Genomic DNA, 21211 nt, shown 5'->3' on the forward strand with positions numbered 1-21211 from the left:
GCCTTCCCATGCAGCCGTTGTTGGAAGTTCGCGAGCTCAGGACCCATTTCGAGCTCGGTGACGGTGTCGTGAGGGCCGTCGACGGTGTCAGCCTGTCCGTACCTCGTGGCCGCACGCTGGCTGTGGTCGGTGAGTCCGGCTGCGGCAAGAGCGTCACCGCGCGGTCGATCCTGCGGCTGGTGGAGAAGCCGGCCCGGATCGTCGGCGGCGAGATCCTGCTGTACGACGACGCGCCGGACACGAAGCCGCTCGACCTGCTGGCCGCGAAGGACAAGCGGCTGCGGCAGGTCCGGTGGGCCGATATCGCGATGGTGTTCCAGGAGCCGATGGCGTCGCTGAGTCTGGTGCACACGATCGGCGACCAGATCATCGAAGCTGTCCGGTTGCACGAGAACGTCGGCAAACAGGAAGCCCGCGACCGCGCGATCGAGATGCTCGACCGGGTCGGTATCCCGGACCCGAAGCGCCGTGTCGACTCGTACCCGTTCCAGCTCAGTGGTGGCATGCGGCAACGCGCCATGATCGCGATGGCGTTGTCCTGCCGCCCGCGGCTGCTGATCGCGGACGAGCCGACGACCGCGCTCGACGTCACCACGCAGGCGCAGATCCTCGACCTGCTGCAGGATCTCCAGCAGGAGTTCGGGATGGCGATCATGCTGATCACCCACGACCTCGGGGTCGCCGCGCAGGTCGCCGACGAGGTCGCGGTGATGTACCTCGGCGAGGTGGTCGAGCAGGGGCCGGCATCCGCCGTACTGAGTCATCCCAAGCACCCGTACACGCAGGCGCTGGTGCGCTCGGTGCCGCGGCTGGGTCAGCGCGGTCAGGACCGGTTGGTCGCCGTACGGGGAACCGTGCCGCCGCCGTACGAGCGTCCGACCGGATGCCGCTTTCACCCGCGGTGCGACTCGTTCATGGCGGGAAAGTGCGACGTGACTGTGCCGACCAGGGTGCGCAGCGACGAGATCGACGTGGCGTGCCTGCTGTACGGCGAGGAGGATCGATGAGTCTGTTGGAGACCAAGGGTCTGACCATGCACTTTCCGTTGCATGGTGGGTTTCTCGGGCGGAACCGCGGCTTCGTGAAGGCGGTAGACGGTGTCGACCTGTCGATCAAGGCCGGCCGGACGCTCGGACTGGTGGGGGAGTCGGGCTGCGGCAAGACGACGCTCGGCCGCTGCATCGTCCGCGCATACGAGCCGACCTCGGGCAGCATCATGTTCGACGGTGTCGACCTGGCGCCGCTGAGCGAGAAGCAGCTGAAGCCGTACCGTGCGCAGGTCCGGCTGATCTTCCAGGACCCGCACTCCTCGCTCGACCCGCGCAAGACGCTGCGCGACATCATCGCCGAGCCGCTGCGGGTCCAGGACGCGGGTTCACGCGACGAGATCGACGACAAGGTCGCCTCGCTGCTGCGCCGCGTCGGACTGCGGGCGGAGTACGCGCACCGCTACCCGCACGCGTTCAGCGGCGGCGAGCGGCAGCGGGTCGTGATCGCACGGGCCCTCGCCACCAACCCCCGGCTGGTGGTCGCCGACGAGGCGGTCAGCGCACTCGACGTCTCCGTCCGGGCACAGATCCTCAACCTGCTGCGCGATCTGCAGGAGGAGTCCGGCCTCACCTATCTGTTCGTCTCCCACGACCTCGGCATCGTCGAGCATGTCGCCGACGACGTCGCGGTGATGTACGTCGGCAAGCTCGTCGAGAGCGCGTCGACCGAGGAGCTCTACTCCAAGCCCCTGCACCCGTACACCGAGGCGCTGCTCAGCGCCGTACCGGATCCCGATCCCGCCTCCCGCGGGCAACGCGAGCGGATCAAGCTGCTCGGCGAGATCGCGGATCCCTCCAAGGTGCCGGCCGGCTGCCCGTTCCATCCCCGGTGCGGGTACGCCGAAGCCCGGTGTGCCTCCGAAGTCCCGCAGCTGCGCGAGATCGGGGGAGCAAATGGCCGCAAGGTCGCGTGCCACTTCGCCGAGCAGCTCGACCTGAAGGGTGTCCTCACGGCCACCACCGCCCCATAGGAAAGGTCAACCATGTCTGAAGCACACGACGCAGCCGCCAATCGCCCGCAGAACGAAGCTTCGGCTCCCGGCCTGTCGCGCCGCGGACTGCTGCGCGGCAGCGCCGCGATCGGCGGTCTGGCCGCCTTCGGTGCGGCGCTGTCCGCCGGCCCGGCTGCCGCGACCAGTTCCACCTCCGCGGTCCCCCGGGCCGGCGCGCAGGCCGGGGCGTCGGCGGCCGGCACCGTCGACATCCCGAACAAGTACAACGTGCCGTTCTCGGTCGCCGACGACGAACTGTTCGTGTTCGCCGCCAACTTCAAGCCTTTCGAGCTCGGCGGCAACGACGACGGCCGGGAGGCGCACCGGTACTTCGACGCCGTGTTCGGCGACGCGATCCGGGCGAAGTTCCCGAACATCAAGCTGAAGTACGCGACCTGGGACTACCCGATCCGGTACGAGGACATCGCGAAGGCCGGCCGGGTGCCGGACCTGATCCTGGAGGACCCGCGGCTGCGGATCGACCGGGACCTCGAGCCGCTCGGCTGGACCCAGGACATCACGTCGCTGGTGCAGGGCGCCGGCATCGACCTGACCAAGCTGAACGTCGGCTCGGTCGAGCAGATCAAGTCCCGCTCCGACGGCGGCCTGTACGGCGTCCCGCTGTGGATCGACGAGAGCCTGCTGTTCTACAACAAGCTGATCTTCGACAAGTTCGGCGTGAAGTACCCGACGGTCGGCTCGACGTACGACGACGTCTACAAGCTGGCCGGCAAGCTCACCCGGCAGGACGGGATCCACCACTACAAGGGCTACATGCAGCACCCGGACAACTACCTCGCGATGAACCAGCTCGGGCTCTACCCGTTCGTGCCCGGTTCGAGCGAGCAGCCGGCGCCGCAGGACGTCAAGGTCAACCTGACGAGCGCGGAGTGGAAGTCGGTGGCGAACAACCTGCACCGGTTCCTGATGATCCCGCGGAACAACTTCACCACGGTGGACGACTTCTTCAAGGGCGACATGAGCTTCCCCGGCCACCTCGCGATGGCGGTGAACAACCTGTCGAAGCTGAACGCCTACGCGCTCAGCTCGTACTACATCGAGGAGGACGACGCGGCCCAGTTCGCCGAGTGGGCGAAGAGCGTGAAGATCGGCGTCACCTCGATGCCGGTGCTGTCCCGCGGCTCGAACACGATCTACCAGCCGGACACCCGCGCGGCCTTCATCCCGCCGCAGTCGCAGCACCAGGCCCAGGCGCTCGACGTGGTCAAGTACCTGGTGTCGGAGGAGATGCAGACCCGCATCTCGTCGTACGGCATGAAGGGAGTGCTGAAGACCGACGCTGTCGTGAACGCGTTCGGTACGGCGATCCCGGAACTGGCGGCCATCGACACGTCGGCCGTCTACTGGGGCGAGAACGCGGTGGTTAAGAACTACCAGAACACCGAGTACTGGGACATCCCGCTGTACAAGGTGTTCCGGCAGCATGTGCTCAAGGACGGTATGGACGTCGACTCGTCGCTGCTGGTCACCGAGACGCAGGACATCCCCGACTACATCAAGGCGCAGGTCGCCCGCGGGCTCACATGGTGAACGACGCGAGGTTCGACGGCCGCATCCGTGAGGGTGCGGCCCTCCTGCCCACCATCCATCCCGGCGACAGCCACGCCGCGACGTTGGTCGAGACGGCGAACGGCGACCTGCTGTGCGCCTGGTTCAACGGCCCGGGGGAGGGCGAGCCGGACACCAACATCGTCCTGTCCCGCCTCCCCGCCGGAACGGACACCTGGCTGCCGCCTGAGCAGCTCTCGTCGGATCCGCGCCGCTCCGAACAGAACCCACTGTTGTTCGTGACTCCGGACGATGACGTCTGGTTGCTGCACACCTCCAACGAGCCGCATGACCAGTCGACCTCGCGCGTGATCCGGCGGGTGTCACACGACGGCGGGCTCACCTGGGAGCGGAGCGAGGTGCTGTTCGATCACCTCGGTTCGTTCATCCGGAACCCGATTGTTGTGTTGAGCAACGGTGACTGGTTGCTGCCGGCGTACGACTGCGACAAGACCGCCGAGCGAACCGTTCTTCAACTCGGCACCGACCAGGGCGAGACCTGGTCGGCGGTGGACTTGCCGGACGCGATCGGGCAGGTGCAGATGAGCGTCGTCGAGCTGTCGCCCGGCGAGCTCGTCGGGTACTTCCGCAGCCGTGCCGCCGACCGCATCCACCGGTCGGTCTCGAAGGACAACGGCCGGACCTGGACCTCGCCGGAGCGCACCACCCTGCCGAACAACAACTCGGCGGTCCAGGTACTGCGGCTGTCCGACGGCCGGCTCGTCATGGTGTTCAACGACTCGTCGGCCGAGCGTGACCAGTTCCGCTGGGTCGACGACGGCAAGGGCGGCGTACGCCGGAAGACCCTGCGGACCCCGCTCACGCTGGCACTGTCCGAGGACGACGGCGCTACCTGGCCGTACTGGCGGAACCTGCAGGTGCAGGACGAGGAGTACCGGGAGAACGAGTTCGGCTACTCGTACCCGACGCTGCTGCAGACCCGCGACGGGCAGTTGCACGTCGCGTACTCGTACCTGCGCAAGACCATCAAGCACGTGATCCTGGCGCCCGAGTGGATCCAGGCAGGAGACCGACTGCCATGAGTATCGAGAAGTGGGGCCTGCACGAGCTCACGTTGACCGGCCCGTCAGGCGGCAATCCGTTCGCCGAGGTGGAGTTCCAGGTCACGTACCAGTTCCGGAACCGGATGGTGACCGTCGACGGCTTCTACGACGGCGACGGGACGTACCGGGCGCGGTTCTCGCCGGACCGGGAGGGGGAGTGGTCGTACATCACGTCGAGCTCCGCACCCGAGCTCGACGGTCGGCGTGGGAGCTTCGTGTGCTCCCCGCCGGGGCCCGGGAACCACGGGCCGGTCGACGTCCTCGGTAGGCACCACTTCTCGTACGCCGACGGCACGCGGTACGACTGCATCGGGACGACGTGTTACCACTGGACGTACGAGTCGAAAGAGCTCCAGGAACTGACGCTGGAGTCGTTGCGCTCAGCACCTTTCGACAAGGTCCGGATGTGTCTGCTGCCCACGGACGGAATGCGACCCGAGCGCACGCCGTTCGCCGGGGCGACACCAGGTTCGGTCGACGTGGACCGGTACGACCCGGTGTTCTTCCGGGAGTTCGAGGCGCGGGTCGCGGACCTGCTGGCGCTGGGTGTCCAGGCGGACCTGATCCTGTTCCACCCGTACGACCGCGGCGTGTGGGGTTTCGACCGGATGACCCCGGCGCAGGACGCGGCCTATCTGCGGTACGTCGTCGCGCGGCTGGCGGCGTACCGGAACGTCTGGTGGTCGCTGTCGAACGAGTACGACTTCAACCACGAGAAGACGATCGCGGACTGGGACCGGCTGCTGCAGCTGGTGCAGCGGTACGACCCGTACCAGCGACTGCGGTCGATCCACAACGGGACCAAGATGTACGAGGTCTTCACGCCCTACGACTTCAGCAAGCCGTGGATCACCCACCAGAGCGTGCAGCACTGGGACGGCGCCGAGGTCGCTGCCTGGCGGGACTGCCGGAAGCCGGTCGTGATCGACGAGATCGGTTACGAGGGCAATGCCGGCCGGCGCTGGGGGAACCTGACCGCGGACGAGATGGTGCACCGGTTCTGGCAGGGCATGTCGCTCGGCGGATACGTCGGGCACGGCGAGTCGTTCGTCGACCGGGAGACCCGCGCGTGGATCTCGATCGGCGGCCGGCTGTACGGCGAGAGCCCGGAGCGGATCGACTTCCTCCGGGCCGTGTTCGCGGGGCTGCCGCGGCAGTCGGACGGTGAGGTCGACGCGGACCGCTGTGTCCTGCACTACCTCGGCGACCGTCAGCCGTCCGCTGTCGAGCTGGACCTGCCGGACGGTTCGCCCTTCTACTTCGACCTGATCGACACGCGGGCGATGACCATCACCCCGCTGGCCGAGTACTCCGGCCCGAGCCGCATCCCACTGCCCGCCACCCCGTACCTCGCCCTGAGAGGGACCCGATGACGTCAGTAGCACGCTGGGACGTGCTCGAACTACCTGTGCCCGGGCCGGCCGGCGTGCTGTTCCGCCACACGTCCGGCGCCACCGCATACGCCGAACCGTTCCAGTCGGACGACGGGTGGGTGGTTCGCTACAGCCCTGACCTGGAAGGCGTTTGGTCGTACGACGGCGGGACTGTGGAGTGCACGCCCGCGACCTCGCATGGTCCTGTCCGTCGTGCCGGCACCACATTGCGCTGGGCGGACGGTACGCCGTACCACCCGCTCACGACCACGTGGTTCGGTGATCCGGCGCAGTGGGCTGCCGCACGCCCGGCGCTCGCGGCCTCGCCGTTCAACCGCGTCCGGCTGCGGGTGTCCGACGGCATCGAGGACCAGGTCCGTGACCTGCTGGCGGCCGACATCGTGGCTGACATCGTCCTGCCGACGGACTCGTCTGTTGTTCGCGCTGCGGTGAATCGGCTGGCCGCTTATCGGAACGTCACCTGGTGCCTGGAGTCCGCTGACAGGTCGCGAGAGTTGGCCGAGCTGATCGCGGAACTCGACTCCAGTCGCCACCTGATCTCGATGCACGAGGCAACCGACCCGGGACCGCCCTGGCTGACTCACCTGAGCGTCCGGCTGGAGAACCTCCGTGGAGTGTCCGCATTGCGTGTGGCCCACGCCAAGCCCGTCTTCGTTGACGCATGTGGCCACGAAGGCAACGGCACTACCCCCGACACCAGCCTCCGGCCTGAGGAGATGCTGACCCGCATCTGGGAGGGGACAGTTCGCGGGGCCTACGTGACGCACGGCGAGTGGTACGTCGACCCGTCGTCCGTGAGCGTCGTGCCGTGGTCGGACGGCGGCAGTCGGCCCACTGGTGTTGTCGCGCAACGGCTGCGGCTGTTGCGGGAGGTGCTGGACGAACTGCCCGACGGTGTGGAGCCGATCGACGACTACCGCGACGCCCCGACGCTCGCGGTGCCTGGCTCGTACTACCTCCAGTACCTCGGCGAGCACCAGTTCCCGGACCGGACGTTCTCACTGCCCGAGGGCGAGTACGACGTCGACGTACTGGACGTGTGGAACCACTCGGTACGCCGTACTCGCGAGAGCGTCGCTGATGCCGGCACGTTGACGGTCCGGCTGCCCGGCACGCAGTACCAGGCCATTCAGATCCGCCGGGCGTCCTGATGCCCGCGCTGACGTCTGGTCCGCGCCAGGCTTCGTTGCGTCGCACACCGGACGGTGTGGTGCTCGAGTTCGGCCAGGTCGACGGGCCGGTCTACTTGGAGCGCCCGCTGGGCGACCTCCTCACCTGCTCGGCCGGTCGCCCCTGGCAGCCCAGCCCGCTGACGTGTCCCGACGGGTGGTGGATCTCGCGGCGGCCGGGCGAACACCGGGCGGGCTGCCGGACCGGACCGCTCGCGGTCGAGGTGCGGCTGGCGTTCGACGACGGCGACCGGTTGAACCTCGAGCTCTGCTGGCGCAACACGAGCAAGCGCCGCGTCGCCGACCTCGCCGTCGGGCTGTTGCTCGACCTCGGCAGGGTGAAGGACAGCCAGCTCACCATCCCGGGCATGATCTACAACGACAACCCGTCCGCCGACCCGGCCCGCGCCGTGCCGCGGATCGGCCCGACCCCCGGCGGAGGCTTCGTCGCCGAGGAGGACCGGCTTCCGATCCCCGGCGCCAACCTCGAATGGCGCGAGGGGCGCGAACGCCGTTGGCTGTCCGTCATCTCGCGCCCGCAGGCACGCCGCTCGGGCGACGGCCAGGTCCGGTACGGCTCGCTCGGCGCGATCCGGCAGGACGGTCCGGTGATCGCGGCGCTCAGCGGCGTACTGATGTTCGACGGCAAGCAGGACGTCCGGTACGTCAGCAAGGCGGAGACCGAGGCGACCGACGACGGCTACCTCACGCTGCGTCCCGGTGAGGTATACACCCAGCACCTGGTCCTCGACTGGGGACGGCAGGAGCTCCGCGGTCACGCGTTCCGGCACCTTGTCGAGAGTGCGCGCACCCTCTTCACGGCCGCTGGTTCACCCGGATTGGCTCTCGTCGAGCTCATCACGTTGAAGACTGTTGCCCTGGACAACCGGTGGTACCAGTCCGGGACCGTCGCCGGGTACACCAAGTTCAGCGACATCCCCGGCAACGGGCCGCGTAAGTCTCGGCACTTCATGTACGGCTGGACCGGCCAGGCGCTGAAGCTCGCCTGGTGCGACGCCCAGGTCGGCTTCAACACCCGGGACCGGCTGCGCATCGACCGCTGCCGTGCGGCCGTCGAGTTCTACCTGGCCGGCAGCCCGACACCGACTCCCGGCCTGCGCCACAACGCGTACCAGGTCAGCACCCGCCGCTGGACCAGCTTCCGTGCCGGTAACCGCCCCATGGTCTCCAGCCGAGCGTACGGCGAGACAATCAGCGACCTGACCGACATCATCACCCTCTTCCGCGACCACGACGAACCCGTCCCGCCGTCGTGGCTCAACGCCCTCGAAGAAGCCATGACCTTCCTCCGCGGTACCGCTCAGTTGGCCGACGGGACCTTTCCGGTCGGATGGCGACTCGACGGCCTGCCAGCTGCGACGACGGTCTCCTCGGCGGGCATCCCGTGCGTACTGGCCGCTCTGAAGGCCTCGTCGGTCCTCGACTCTCACGAACTGTTGTCCGAAGCAACCGTCTGGCTGTCCCGGTACCACGACCAGCACGCGCGCACCTTCGACCGCCCGTTCTCCCGCTCCACCCTGGACGCGGCCTGCGAGGACAAAGAAGCCGGCATGTACTACTTCATGGCCGCCTACGAACTCTTCCGCCGCACCGGCGACCCGCTGTACGCCACCTGGTGCGAAGTCGCCGCCGACTGGCTCCTCACCTGGGTGTACGTCTGGTCCCCGGAACAGGACGAAAACTCGCCTCTTCACGCCGCCGGCTTCAACGCGATCGGCTGGCCGACCGTCAGCGTGCAGAACCACCACCTCGACGCCTTCTTCCCGACGTACGAACTCCTCTCCTTCGGCCTGACCACCGACCGCCCCGCGTACGTCGCCGCCGCGCGAACCACCCTGCACGCGTTGAGTCAAACCGTCGCCGCTGCCCCGAATGACTGGAACTTCCCCCTTCCCGGCGAACAAGGCGAAGCCGTCTTCCAAACCCACTGGCAACGCCGAGGCCACACCAACACCTGGAACCCCAGCTGGGTCATAGCCGTCCCCCTGGCAAACGCCCTCCGCATCCGAGCTCTCCCATGACCGACTACCTGGTCACCAACTTCGGAGCTCGCGCCGGGTCGGACTGCACTGGGGCGATTGCGGAGGCGATCGACGCGTGTGCGCTCACCGGCGGGCGTGTCGTCGTACCCGACGGTGAATTCGTCACCGGGCCGATCCGGCTTCGCAGCAACGTCGAACTGCATCTGTCGGCCGGCGCGACGCTCCGGTTCCACACCGACGCGACCGCATACCCGATCGTCCGCACCCGCTGGCAAGGAATCGAGTGCCTCAGCCACTCACCTCTCATCTACGCGTACGACGAAACCGACATCGCGATCACCGGCACCGGCACCCTCGACGGCGGTGCGAGCACAGTCAACTGGTGGAGCAACACCCGCCCGCGCACCGACTGGGAACGCCTGCTCCGCATGGTCGAAGCCGACGTACCCGTCGAGGACCGCATCTTCGAACCCGGTCACGGCTTCCGCCCGAGCTTCATCCAGCCGCACACCTCCCGTCGCGTGCGCATCGAAGACGTACGCATCGTGAACGCCCCGATGTGGGTGGTCCACCCGGTCTTCTGCACCGACGTACTCGTCCGCGGGATCACCGTCGACTCCCTCGGCCCGAACAACGACGGCTGCAACCCCGACTCCTGCGAGAACGTCGTCATCACCGGCTGCTCGTTCACCACCGGCGACGACTGCATCGCCGTCAAGTCCGGCCGCGACGCCGACGGCCGCCGCGCAGGCCGCCCGTCCCGCAATATCCTCATCGAATCCTGCCGCTTCACCGCCGGCCACGGAGCCCTGACCATCGGCAGCGAAGCCTCCGCCGGAGCATCGAACATCCAAGCCCGAGACCTCCACATCACCACTCCCGCGGGTGGGCCGGTTGCCGGTGCGGGCGTGGACCACGCGCTGCGCATCAAGACGAACTCCTTGCGCGGCGGCGTGATCGAGCACGTCACGGTCGAGAACCTGATCGTCGACGCGGTCACCACCTCCGCGATCCTCATCACCACCCGGCACGCGGAACCGGAACAGTTCGGCGGCCACGCCCCCGTCGTACGCGACATCACCGTCACCAACCTCGCCGTACGCTCAGCCCCCCGAACCGTCGAGATTCTCGACACCCCACACTCCCCGGTCGAGAACCTCAGGCTGACCTCCGCAGCGACGGACCGGCAACCCACCGAGAACTGCGAATACTTCTGAACCCGCACCTTCGCAGGGTTGGCGGCGCTGCTGTTCGGTTAAGGGAGTGGGTCGGCTGTCGATCCCGTCAGTGACCAGGCCGGGCAACCCCAAGCACGCCTCAATCCGAAGGTTGCCCCCTCAACTGCAGGGTTGCCCACCGAAAATCCGAGGGGGCAACCCACCACATCAGGGGGCAACCCGCCACTGCAGGAATCAGTTGCCCGCTGTCGACCTCGTCGAGTCGTGAGGCGGAGTGTGTGGCGGCTTGTTGGGAAACAAATGTGCATATGCCGACGATTTCTTTCCCACCAAGGGATCGACGGCCGGCCATTCGGTCAGGGCGACCTGGTTGTTCTCGATTGTGTAGGCCTGGAAGCACAGCGAATTCGGGTGGTTCGCCGTTTCGCTCGTGGAGGCTGTCCACCACGTGTGCGATATGGCGCGGATGTGAGTCTGCGCGATCATCTCAGTGCGCAACTGCTCGGCCGTCCGGGCAACATACTCGCTCCGAAACCCTAGGGACGCTTGGTCAGCGACGAATCACCGGCATGCCCAGGTCGGAAGTGTCAGCAGGTGGTTTGCAGGGGCCGCTCTGCGAAGCGGTCGGCCAGCCAGGAGACCGCGCCGGGCAGGCCGGTGGTTTCGCCGGTGATGTGGTCTCCGGGGACGACGGAGAAGACCATGGGCGTGCCTTTGGCGCACCAGGCTTGGTTGAGCGCGCGTGCCTGGCCGATGGGAACGATTTCGTCCAGGGCTGCGTGGTACTGAAAGACCGGCACGCTGGGAGCGGGCCGGGTGCTCAGGTTGTTCTCCGCGTACACGGAGGCGACGTCGGGCCGGGCGTTGAACTGCTGGATTGTCTGGCCGGTGGAGTGGTCGCTGAACCTCTTCAACGGGAAGCTGGCCAGCGTCTGCACGACGCACTGGGCCTTCACCGCCGCCACGGTGGCCCTGCCTTCAACGCTGAGAGCCTCGTCCAGTGGGAACCGGCCGGGATAGGCCTGCTGCAGGCCGATCAGCGCGTACAGCTGAAGGCCTTCGCCGATGAGGCTGCCGTCCAGAGACTCGGCGACGTTTCGGACGTCGGCCGGCACGCCACCCGATACGTCGGTGACGAGGTTGAGCTCGGGCGCGTAGGAAGGGGCCAGCGACGCCGCCCAGCTCGACGCGCCGCCGCCTTGCGAGTAGCCCATCGTGGCCCAGCGTGTCGCCGTCGAGATGCCCGTTCCCGGGACGGAGGCAGCCGCACGGGCCATGTCGAGCACCGTGTGTGCCTCGGAGACTCCTGCGACATAGGTGGGAGTGGAGCCGGCGGTGTAGCCCTCGTAGTCGCTGACCACGACACCCCAACCGTTCGCCAGCAGGAGCTCGACCGGTTCGAGTTCCTGCTCGGTCGTGGCGACGAACTGCTTCGACGGCGCGCACTGCTGACCCAGGCCCTGGGTACCGACCGCGAGGTTCACCCAGGGCCGCGAGCCACGTCCCAGCCACGGCAGCGTTGGTGTGAAGACCGTGCCGGTCACCGCGATATCCGCGTTCTGCGCGTCGCGCGAGTGGTACATGATCGTCGTGGCCTTCGCCGTGAGCGCGGTCGCGAGGACTGTCGCGGGCCGAGTACGGATCAGCGTGCCGGGGCGACCAGCGGGTAGCGGCGACGGCGCCTGGTAGAAATCACCAGGGGCTGAAGTCGCTGCGGGCGCGGCCGACGCCGTCATCGGCCCGGCCACCGCCAAGAGGGCCAGGCCGAGCAGGCTGGCGAAAACAGGACGACGCACCACAGGACCTCATCTCATCTGGCGTGCCGATGATTCGGCGCCGCCCCCGTGCAGACCCGGTCGAGTCAACACGCAGCATTATGCACTCGTCACCGACCGCTACCGCCGGGCGGGACAAGCCCGCCGCTGAGCTGGAAGTCCGTGAACAGGGTGACGGGCCCGAGCTGGCCGGGTTTCAGGAGGACTTCGTCGAGGTACGGCGAGGTTGCGCGGCAGAGGTGTACGCCGGGGCAGAGGGATCGCGCCAACTCCAGCGCGGTGACGTCGAGCTGGCGCAGTACCTGGCCTGACGTGTCGCCGCCGGCTACTACGACGCGGCGTACGGCGGCCTTCCGGACCACCTCGGCAAGGCCAGCTGGTACTTGGGAGAGGTTGTCCGGTGACAGCTCGTTCGTATGTACGACGACGCCATCGGCTCCTGCTGCGATGGCGGCGACTGCCTTCCGCGGTACGTCGTCGGCGAACGGCAGCACGATCCACCCAGCCGATCGTGCGTGCTCGATCTGCTCGGCGGTACGCCGCGACTGACTGCCCGACACCACCAACACCGGCCCACCCGCACCAGACGTACCCGAGCCAACAGCCCCGCCGCCGGGCCGAAGCGCCAACCCCAACGCCCGAGACATCCCACCCGACCCGATCACAAACCTGACCTCACCCGCGGTCCCGTCCCGCAGAATCACCCTCCCGAGCACCTGCAGATCCTCATCAGTCAACGCATCCAGCACCACCGCGCCAACTCCACCGGGCACAACAGGAGACTGGGCGGTGGGTTGGAGAGCGGGGCCGGGGGAGGACTCGGTGGTGGGTCGGGTGGGTCCGCTGGGCTGTCTCGGGCGTTGGGGGTTCGTGAGGTTTGTGTAGGTGGTGGGGAGGTTGGTGTAGGTGGTCAGGTGGAGGGCGGTTAGGGGGAGGGTGGTTTGGTGGGACAGGTGGTGGCGGAGGTCGGATTCGTGCATGGGGGTGGCGGGATGGGTGGACATGGTGGGTTGGCGGTCGAGGCGGTAGATGGTGCCGGCTTCGGCGGCGAAGTGGTGGCTGAAGACGGTGTAGCGACCCAGCTCCGGTTGAGCGATGAGGATGGGGACGACAGCAGGACCGCAGACCTCGCGCCCGATCTCCAGCGCGCGTCCGATACTGCCGCGGGTGGGGGAGGAGTCCGCGGTCGAGCAGACCTTGTACTGCAGCACGCGCGGCCCAAGATCCCGCAACGCCTCCAGCACCGGCCGCAGCTCGGCCTCCTGCTCATCGGGCGGCAGTGATCGCGCGATCCCGGCAACGCCGATCACGTCGTACCGCTCAGCCAGCTCCCGCAACTCAGATGCCGACGGCAACGTCACGAGCAGCGCCGCCCGCAACCCGACCCGCGCGAACTGCACCATCGCATCCGTCGACCCAGTGAAGTCGTCCCCGAAGAACGCCGCCTCAACCATGCCTACTCCCGCTCATGCCTACTCCCGCTCATGCCTACTCTCACTCGCCTAGTCCCACTCATGCCTACTCCCGTTCATGCCTACTCCCGTTCATGCCTACTCCCGTTCATGCCTACTCCCGCTCATGCGTACTCCCGTTCATGCCGACGCCCCACCCCCGTGATCTGCGGCTGGCCATGTCTAGGCCGGCCCATGACCGCTGCCGGTGTACGGCGAGCCGAACTTGTTTAGTGCTTCTTGTAGTTCGGGGACCTGTTTGGCGGCTGTGGTCAGGTCGGTGCCGGAGGTTGCTGCGGACCAGGCGGCGCGCATTGCGGTGACGCCTGCGCGTGGGCCGCTCGGGTGGCCGTGGATGCCGCCGCCGGCCAGTACCAGGAGATCAGTTGTGTTGGTGCGACGGTACGTCTCCGAAGCCAGCCCAGGCGTCTGACCGGAGGAGAGGACGGGCAGGGTTTCATACCCTCCCAGGAGTGGTTCGCGGACGGCGGTGATGGAGCGCAGGACCTCCTCGTCGGTTTCGTAGAACTTGTTGGACAGGCCGTTGGTGTGCAGGTGATCCGCGCCCGCCAGGCGAGCGAGTTTGGACCAGGCGACGTAGTCGATGCCGAGCTGCGGCGCTCGGGTGTAGACACCGGTCATCGCGCGATGTCCGTGGATGGGCAGGGCGCAACGTTCGCGCAGCCAGGCGAGCGCGCTGAAGCCGACGAGGTTCACGCACACCATCACGCAGGTGCCGCCGGCCGCGTGAACCAGGTCGTGGTTGGCGGCCATGCGGTCGAGGTCGTCGGTGATGTTGAACGCGTACATGGGCCGCCGTCCGGTACGGGCGGCGACCTTGTCGAGCTCCTCGGTGACGACCGCGACCCGGTCGGCGAGTGGCGAATGGGGCGGGTTGCCCATGAGTTCGTCGTCCTTGATGAAGTCGATGCCCGCCTCGGCGAGCTCGCGGACGACGAGCCGCAGTTCTTCGGGTGACAGCCCGATGCTCGGTTTCACGATCGTGCCCAGCATGACGCCGTCCGGCCGGTCGAGCAGTTCGCGAGTCCCGCGGACGCCGTACCGCGGGCCGGGATAGCGCTCGGCGAACGGCGCCGGGAGATCGAGGTCGAGCAGCCGAATGCCGGCGAGCTGCCTGAGCTCGAACAGGTTGCCGGCCACTGCGGCGAGCAGATTGGGCAACGACGGCCCGAAGTTGTCCAGCCCGAACGCGATCCGCACCCGAGCGCTCCGCTTCCCGGCATCCCGCGAGGTGTCGTGGGTGTTGGTGCCCGGCATGTCCGGGCTGCCGGTGGGCACCCGCGAGCGGGTGGTGCCCGGCAGGTCCGGGTTGCCGGTGGGCACCCGCGAGCGGGTGGTACCTGGCAGGTCCGGGTTGCCGGTGGGCGGGAGCTCTTCTACAGAGAGGACGCGGGCGGCGAAACGTGCGCGGAGCTCGGGTGTCTCCCTGGCGACGGCCGTGAACGTGCCCGTCGACTGTTCGCCGGCGATGGCTTCGGCGGCCTGTTCCAGCGGTAGGTAGGTCTCGACCAGATACGTGGCAACGACCTCTGCGGTGCTCATCGGGTCGGATCGATCTGTGTCTTGAGGTGCGCTGCCCCACCGTCGATCGCCAACAGGGTCTGCGGGGTTCGGTCGAGTGGAACCACGTCGGAGATGTACGGACGTACGTCGAGACTCCGCGTGTTGACGAGCCGCGCCGCCGCCGCGAAATCGGAAGGTGTGTAGATCGTCGACCCCTGCACTGTGACCTCCTTGAGAACCACCGGATTCAGATCGACCGTCAACGCGCCGCCGAACATCGGCAGCAGCACCACCTGCCCGCGCGGTCTGCACAACGCCAGAGCCTCCGCGAGGCAGCTCGGATGCCCGGACGCCACCACGACCACATCGAACCCGTCCCCGCCGCTCACCTCGATCCCGAGCGGCACAAGGTCCGACGAGCGCGGATCAACCACGGTCTCAACGTCTTGTGACACGAGGAACTCACGGTTGTGCTGTTGGATGTCGCTCACCAGCATCGTTCGCGCGCCACGGTGCCGACTCAGCGCCGCCGCGAGGCTTCCGATCGCCCCACCACCGAGGACGGCGACGGCATCTCCGGCCCGCACCGCCGACGTGGAACGCCAGGCCACCGCGAGCGGCTCGATCATCGCGCCCTCGCCGTACCCGATCTCGTCGTTCAACGGCACGAGCACCCGCCCGGGCGCGACGAAGTACTCGCTCAGCATCCCCGGCCAGCCCAGCCCGGGGACCCGTTTGTGTTTGCAGAGATGCGGATGACCTGCCTCGCACCGCGTGCACTTCCAGCAGGACAACGCCGGCAGCACGGCGACTCGATCGCCTGCGCGGAAGCGTGGATCGCCCGACGACACGACCTCGCCGGCGCCCTCGTGCCCCAGCACCACAGGCGGTTTGCGGAACGGATGGTGTCCGCTCCAGGTATGCAGATCGGAGCCGCACAGCCCGACCGCCCGCATCCTGAGCAGCACGTCGTCACCCATCTCCGGATCCGGGACGTCGGTCACCGAAACCTGCCGTGGCGCCTCCAGAACGGCTGCTCGCATCAGGCCTCTCCTTTGCTCGGGTCCGACCAGTCTCCGCCAGTAAACCTCAAGAAAACAAGGCGGATCGGCCAGCCTGTGGATAGCCGGTTGACTTCGTGGGCGGAGGAGGCAAAGGTTTACCTCATGGCGACGATCCCTGCGACTCTGCTGCTCGAGGACCGGGCCGCGCTGGCGATGAACGCGGTGACCGGCCTGGCCGACGACGACCTGGACGGCATCCCGTTCTTCAGCGCGAACCTGCTGGCCCGTCCTGCCCGCATGGACCACGGCGACTGGGACTACGGCTCCAGTCACGGACGGCTCACCGACGCGATCCTGCTGACCCGCCAGATGACCGGCGGCAAGGGCTGGGACCCGCGCTGGGGCACGATCGCCGACCGCTACCGGCAGCGGCTGTTCGCACTGCTCGCCGACGACGGTCTCACCTACCGCCAGGCGCACCCCAAAGGCCATTGGCTGCCGAATGCGAACCTGATCGACCAGCGCGCCACTCTGCTCGCCATGACGACCGCAGTGGTCGCTGCCGACGATCCACAGGCGCAGCGGGCCGCGGACCGCCAGGTGGCGGCGCTGAAGCGGATCGCGATCAAGGAGCGCGATGTCTGGTTCTACCCGGCGTCGGAGTACACGAAAGACGGCTGGCCGTCGTCGAACGCGATCGACCTGCATCTCGCGCCCGACCCGGCCTCGTTCTCCGGCCGCCTGATCATGCCGCTGCTGCGCTACCACCAGGCGACCGGCAACACCGACGCGCTGGAGCTGTGCGAGTGGTTCGCCCGGCTGATCGTCGAGAAGAGCGGTGTCTTCAACGCGGACGGGAGCTTCAACCCGGCCCGTGCGTACCGCAGTGGCCACTTCCACACGCGGGTCGGGACACTGGAAGGCCTTGCCCGACTGGCCAGGCACACCGGTGACCACGGGCTGACCGAGTTCGTGCGCCGCAGCTACGACTGGGTGCTGGGCGAGGCGACCCGGTTCGGCTGGACACCAGGTGACCTTGCCGACCAGCAGTACGAGCATGAGACCTGTTCACTCGTCGACCTCATCGGTCTGGGTACGACGCTGGCCGGCAACGGCCTCACGGAGTACTGGGCGGTCGTCGAGCGCTTCGTCCGCAACCACCTGGCCGCGTCGCAGCTGCAGGACGTCAGCTGGGTGGAGTCCGCGCCGGACCGCTCGCAGGACGAGACCGGCTGGCGGACGTACGTCGACGTGGGCGAGCGCGTCCTCGGCGCCTTCTGTGGGTACGGCGCTCCGAACGACTACGTGTCCGACGTACCGCTGGGGCGCGGCCACACCAATGACGTCCAGGCATGCTGTGTCGGCTCAGGCGTCCGAGGACTGTTCTGGGCGTGGAACAGCATCGTCACCGGTGACCACCGGCTGACCCGAGTCAACCTGCTGCTCACGCGCGGCCATCATGCGGTCGACGTGATCAGCCACCTGCCGGTCGAGGGCAAGGTCGAGCTGCACGTCAACGAGCCCATGGACGAGCTCCGGGTGCGCATCCCCGACTGGGCCGGGTACGCGCGGCTGAGGCTGCAGCGCGGAGACGAAGAGCGGACCGGCGCCGAGCGGATCTGGGCGCCCGACGGATACCTGTCGATTCCGAAGCCGCAGCCGGGGGAGCGCATCACCGTGACGTTCCCGATGGTCGAGCAGACCACCACAGAGCTTGCGGCCGGCAACGAGTTCCGGACCACCTGGCGCGGCGACGACGTGATCGCGATCGACCCGCCGGGCATGTCCCGACCGATGTACGGCGCCCGCCCGGAACACGCCGGCGGCCTCCGTGAGTACGAGCTTCACCGACCCGAGACGGAGTGGTCCTGGTGACAACGAACTGGGTGCTGTCCGAGGTGCCGAGTGCGACCGGCCTGACTGGGCTGACGGCGTACGACCTGCGCTGTGAGCACCGTGTCGATCCGCTCGGGATCGGTACGGCGCGGCCGCGGCTGAGCTGGCGGTTGGCGTCGCCGACCCGTGGCGATCGGCAGGACGCGTTCCGCGTGCAGGTGCTGCGCGACGGCGTACAGGTGTGGGACAGCGGGTGGCGGAGCGATCGGGACACGTACGTCGACCACGGTGGTGCTCCGTTGACATCGCAGACCGACTACGTCTGGCAGCTCTCGGTGCGGGATGCGGCCGGACAGGTTTCGTCTGCGGAGTCGACCTTTGCGACGGGTCTCTTCCACGAGGACGAGTGGGAAGCACACTGGATCGAGCACGACTACGAGACCGATCCGTACTTCGAGCCGCCCGTCGACCGCGCGGAGCCGCGGACGGTGCGGCAGGCAACCATCGCGCCGCCGCGTTACTACCGGCGCTCGTTCGAGCTGACCCAACCAGTCACCAGAGCACGGGTCTATGCGACTGCCCACGGTCTCTACCAGTTCAGCGCCAACGGTCAGCGGGTCGGTAACGACGAGCTGACACCGGGCTGGACCGACTACCGCAAGCGCGTGGCCTACCAGACGTACGACGTGACCGAGCTGCTGCACGAGGGCGAGAACGTCATCGGCGCCGTCCTCGGCGAGGGCTGGTGGTCCGGGTACGTCGGGTGGGACACGCGAAGTCACGCGCACCACTACGGCAAGAAGCCGCAGCTACTCGCGCAACTCGTCGTCGACCACCCGGACGGTTCGCGGACCGTGGTCGCGACCGACGGCCGCTGGGTCGAACGCGTCGGGCCGATCAGGTTCGCAGATCTGCTGATGGGCGAGTCGTACGACGCCAGGCTCGAGCTCGGTGACTGGAGCAGCCCGGGGTACGACGCGAGCGAGTGGGCGCCGGCGGGCGATCTCGGCGGTGACGTGTCGACGGTCATCGCGGCGACGACCGACCCGGTGCGGGTGACAGAGGACGTCGCGGCGACCGCGGTGACCGCGCTCGAACCCGGACGCTTCGTGGTCGACCTCGGGCAGAACCTCGCCGGTCGCGTCCGGTTGCGGGTGCGTGGCGCCCAGGCCGGGGACCGGATTCGGCTGCGGCACGGCGAGATGCTGCAGGCGGACGGCGAGTTGTACACCGCCAACCTGCGCACGGCCGACGCCACGGACTACTTCGTCAGCGCCGGCGGGGACGAGGAGTTCTTCGAGCCGATCTTCACCGTGCACGGCTTCCGGTACGTCGAGGTCGACGGCTATCCGGGTGAGCTGACCGCGGAGGACGTGACCGGGCGGGTGCTGCATTCGGACACGCCGGTCGCGGGACGGTTCGAGTGTTCGGATCCGGGCGTCAACCAGTTGCTCAGCAACATCCGGTGGGGGCAGCGGGGCAACTTCGTCAGCGTTCCGACGGACTGCCCGCAGCGCGACGAACGGCTCGGGTGGACGGCGGACGCACAGATCTTCCTGCCCACAGCGGCGTACCAGGCCGACGTACTGACGTTCTTCGAGAACTGGTTCGCGGATCTCGCGGTCGCACAGACCGATGAGGGCGCGATCCCGGACGTGATCCCACACGTGATCACCGGTCGGCACGGTACGCCGGCGTGGGCCGACGCGGCGACGATCGTGCCGTGGACGCTGTACCGGATCTACGGCGACGAGCGCGTACTGCGGACCGCGTGGCCGGTGATGCGGCGCTGGGTCGACTACGTGCACCGCGCCAACCCCGACCTGATCTGGCGGAACCGGACGAGCGGCCACTACGGCGACTGGCTTCAGGTCGGCGTACAGACCGATCGAGATGTCCTCGCGACCGCGTACTTCGCGCGGAGCGTGGAGTTCACGGCCGCGACCGCTCGGGTGCTTGGATTGGCGGACGAGGCAGCGGCGTACGGCGAATTGCGGGACAAGATCGCGGCGGCGTTCGTGGCGGAGTTCGTCGATGCCGAGGGCAAGGTTCGTGGGGAGACCCAGACCGGGTACCTGTTGCCGTTGGCGTTCGGGTTGCTGCCCGAGCAGGCGGAGCAGGCGGTGGTGAAGCATCTGATCGCGGATCTCGAGTCGCGCGGGCGATCGCTGACGACCGGGTTCGCCGGGGTCGCGTTGCTGTGCCCGATCCTGACGAAATACGGGTACGCCGAGTTGGCGTACGACCTGCTGCACGACGACCGGTATCCGTCCTGGGGGTACTCGATCAAGCACGGCGCGACGACGATCTGGGAGCGCTGGGACGGGTGGACGGAGGAGAACGGGTTCGGACCAGTCGCGATGAACTCGTTCAACCACTACTCGCTCGGCTCGGTCGGTGAATGGCTGTACGGCGATGTCGCCGGTATCAGCCAGTCGCCCGAGTCCATCGGCTTCCGCGACCTCGTCATCAAACCCCGCCCCGGCGGCCGCCTGAACTGGGCCGAAGCGTCGTACGACACCCCCACCGGCCGAGTCACCACCCGCTGGCAACAGTCCGACGGCACCCTCACCCTCGACGTAACCATCCCACCCGGCGCCGACGCCACCATCCACATCCCCACCACAAACCCCGAAGCCACCAAGGAGTCCGGCCACCCCCTGACCCAGGCGAAGGACGTCACCGTCCTCGACTCCACCCCCGACACCACCATCTGCCGCACAGGATCAGGCACCTACCACTTCACCACCCCCGCCTAACCCCGCCCACCCCCCAACACTCACCACCTCCACCGGCCGCCGCACGTCCCGCGCCCGGTCGCAGGATGGTGCCGTCGACTGCGCCGCCACACCCCACCCGCCCCCACCCGCGCACCCGCCCCACCCGCGCATCCGCCCCCACTCGGGCCGGCGCCCGCGTCAGCGGCTGCCGTTGCCGCTAGCCCTGTTGCGCCGGTTCGTGCGGATAGCGGGTTGTTTCACCGATGGCGCCATACAACCCGCCAGCGGTGAAACAACCTGGCACCCGGCAGCACAACGCGCCTGACAACTCCCGCGGGGATATCCCGGGTGTTGGGGGTTCTCCCCTCGCATACCAACGGGAGAAGGCACAACACCGACGGATATCCACCCATATGCGGGTCTCAAGCCGTGCTCGAGCGGGGCGTGCGGTGGTGCGTGCGTGCGGTGGGGTTGGGCGTGTGG

14 protein-coding genes are annotated in these 21211 nt (G+C 68.0%); 10 read left to right on the forward strand and 4 right to left on the reverse strand.

From position 1 onward, the window contains the following. Positions 1 to 8: 8 nt before the first annotated feature. Genes EV647_RS42260 through EV647_RS34725 form a run of 8 tightly spaced genes read left to right on the forward strand, consistent with a single transcriptional unit; the run spans position 9 to position 10457 of the window. Complete coding sequence (locus tag EV647_RS42260) at positions 9 to 1007, forward strand: ABC transporter ATP-binding protein (protein ID WP_166680493.1); 999 nt, start codon at positions 9 to 11, stop codon at positions 1005 to 1007. Then, the gene (locus tag EV647_RS42265; RefSeq protein WP_134133163.1) at positions 1004 to 2020 is read left to right on the forward strand and encodes an ABC transporter ATP-binding protein; all 1017 of its coding nucleotides are present in this window, start codon (positions 1004 to 1006) and stop codon (positions 2018 to 2020) included. The genes EV647_RS42260 and EV647_RS42265 overlap by 4 nt, the downstream gene beginning before the upstream one ends. Positions 2021 to 2032: 12 nt before the next feature. Beyond that, positions 2033 to 3592, forward strand: a complete 1560-nt coding sequence (locus tag EV647_RS34700; protein ID WP_134010672.1) for an ABC transporter substrate-binding protein — start codon at positions 2033 to 2035, stop codon at positions 3590 to 3592. Next, positions 3589 to 4653 carry an exo-alpha-sialidase gene (locus tag EV647_RS34705; RefSeq protein ID WP_238177553.1) on the forward strand — a complete coding sequence of 355 codons (1065 nt, stop codon included), beginning with the start codon at positions 3589 to 3591 and terminating at the stop codon, positions 4651 to 4653. Before EV647_RS34700 ends, EV647_RS34705 begins: the two co-directional genes overlap by 4 nt. Beyond that, positions 4650 to 6047: a DUF5060 domain-containing protein gene (locus EV647_RS34710; protein WP_134010676.1), complete on the forward strand. Its 1398-nt coding sequence runs from the start codon at positions 4650 to 4652 to the stop codon at positions 6045 to 6047. Before EV647_RS34705 ends, EV647_RS34710 begins: the two co-directional genes overlap by 4 nt. Beyond that, positions 6044 to 7219 (forward strand): DUF5605 domain-containing protein, encoded by a 1176-nt coding sequence (locus EV647_RS34715; RefSeq protein WP_134010678.1) that lies wholly within the window; start codon positions 6044 to 6046, stop codon positions 7217 to 7219. The genes EV647_RS34710 and EV647_RS34715 overlap by 4 nt, the downstream gene beginning before the upstream one ends. After that, a complete protein-coding gene (locus EV647_RS34720) occupies positions 7219 to 9279 on the forward strand; it encodes a hypothetical protein (RefSeq protein ID WP_134010680.1) in 2061 nt (686 codons plus the stop codon). Before EV647_RS34715 ends, EV647_RS34720 begins: the two co-directional genes overlap by 1 nt. Then, entirely contained in the window at positions 9276 to 10457 is a 1182-nt protein-coding gene (locus EV647_RS34725) for a glycoside hydrolase family 28 protein (RefSeq protein ID WP_134010682.1), read from the forward strand. The genes EV647_RS34720 and EV647_RS34725 overlap by 4 nt, the downstream gene beginning before the upstream one ends. A gap of 548 nt (positions 10458 to 11005) precedes the next feature. Here the strand turns inward: EV647_RS34725 and EV647_RS34730 are convergent. From EV647_RS34730 to EV647_RS34745, 4 genes are all read right to left on the reverse strand, one after another. Continuing rightward, positions 11006 to 12154 carry a lipase family protein gene (locus EV647_RS34730; RefSeq protein WP_134010684.1) on the reverse strand — a complete coding sequence of 383 codons (1149 nt, stop codon included), beginning with the start codon at positions 12152 to 12154 and terminating at the stop codon, positions 11006 to 11008. Between the two features lie 149 nt (positions 12155 to 12303). Further along, entirely contained in the window at positions 12304 to 13647 is a 1344-nt protein-coding gene (locus EV647_RS34735) for a four-carbon acid sugar kinase family protein (RefSeq protein ID WP_134010686.1), read from the reverse strand. A 180-nt stretch (positions 13648 to 13827) separates the two neighbouring features. Next, positions 13828 to 15207, reverse strand: a complete 1380-nt coding sequence (locus EV647_RS34740; RefSeq protein WP_134010688.1) for a RuBisCO large subunit C-terminal-like domain-containing protein — start codon at positions 15205 to 15207, stop codon at positions 13828 to 13830. After that, positions 15204 to 16211, reverse strand: coding sequence for a zinc-binding dehydrogenase (locus EV647_RS34745; RefSeq protein WP_134010690.1), 1008 nt, complete (start codon positions 16209 to 16211; stop codon positions 15204 to 15206). The genes EV647_RS34740 and EV647_RS34745 overlap by 4 nt, the downstream gene beginning before the upstream one ends. Before the next feature lie 123 nt (positions 16212 to 16334). On the opposite strand from EV647_RS34745, the gene EV647_RS34750 reads away from it, so the two are divergent. Both EV647_RS34750 and EV647_RS34755 read left to right on the forward strand, forming a co-directional pair. Then, a complete protein-coding gene (locus EV647_RS34750; RefSeq protein WP_134010692.1) occupies positions 16335 to 18047 on the forward strand; it encodes a beta-L-arabinofuranosidase domain-containing protein in 1713 nt (570 codons plus the stop codon). Further along, positions 18044 to 20767: an alpha-L-rhamnosidase gene (locus tag EV647_RS34755; RefSeq protein ID WP_166680494.1), complete on the forward strand. Its 2724-nt coding sequence runs from the start codon at positions 18044 to 18046 to the stop codon at positions 20765 to 20767. The genes EV647_RS34750 and EV647_RS34755 overlap by 4 nt, the downstream gene beginning before the upstream one ends. Positions 20768 to 21211: the final 444 nt, after the last annotated feature.

It is taken from the genome of Kribbella sp. VKM Ac-2566 (genome assembly GCF_004366005.1).
GTDB classification, from domain to species: Bacteria; Actinomycetota; Actinomycetes; order Propionibacteriales; family Kribbellaceae; genus Kribbella; species Kribbella pratensis.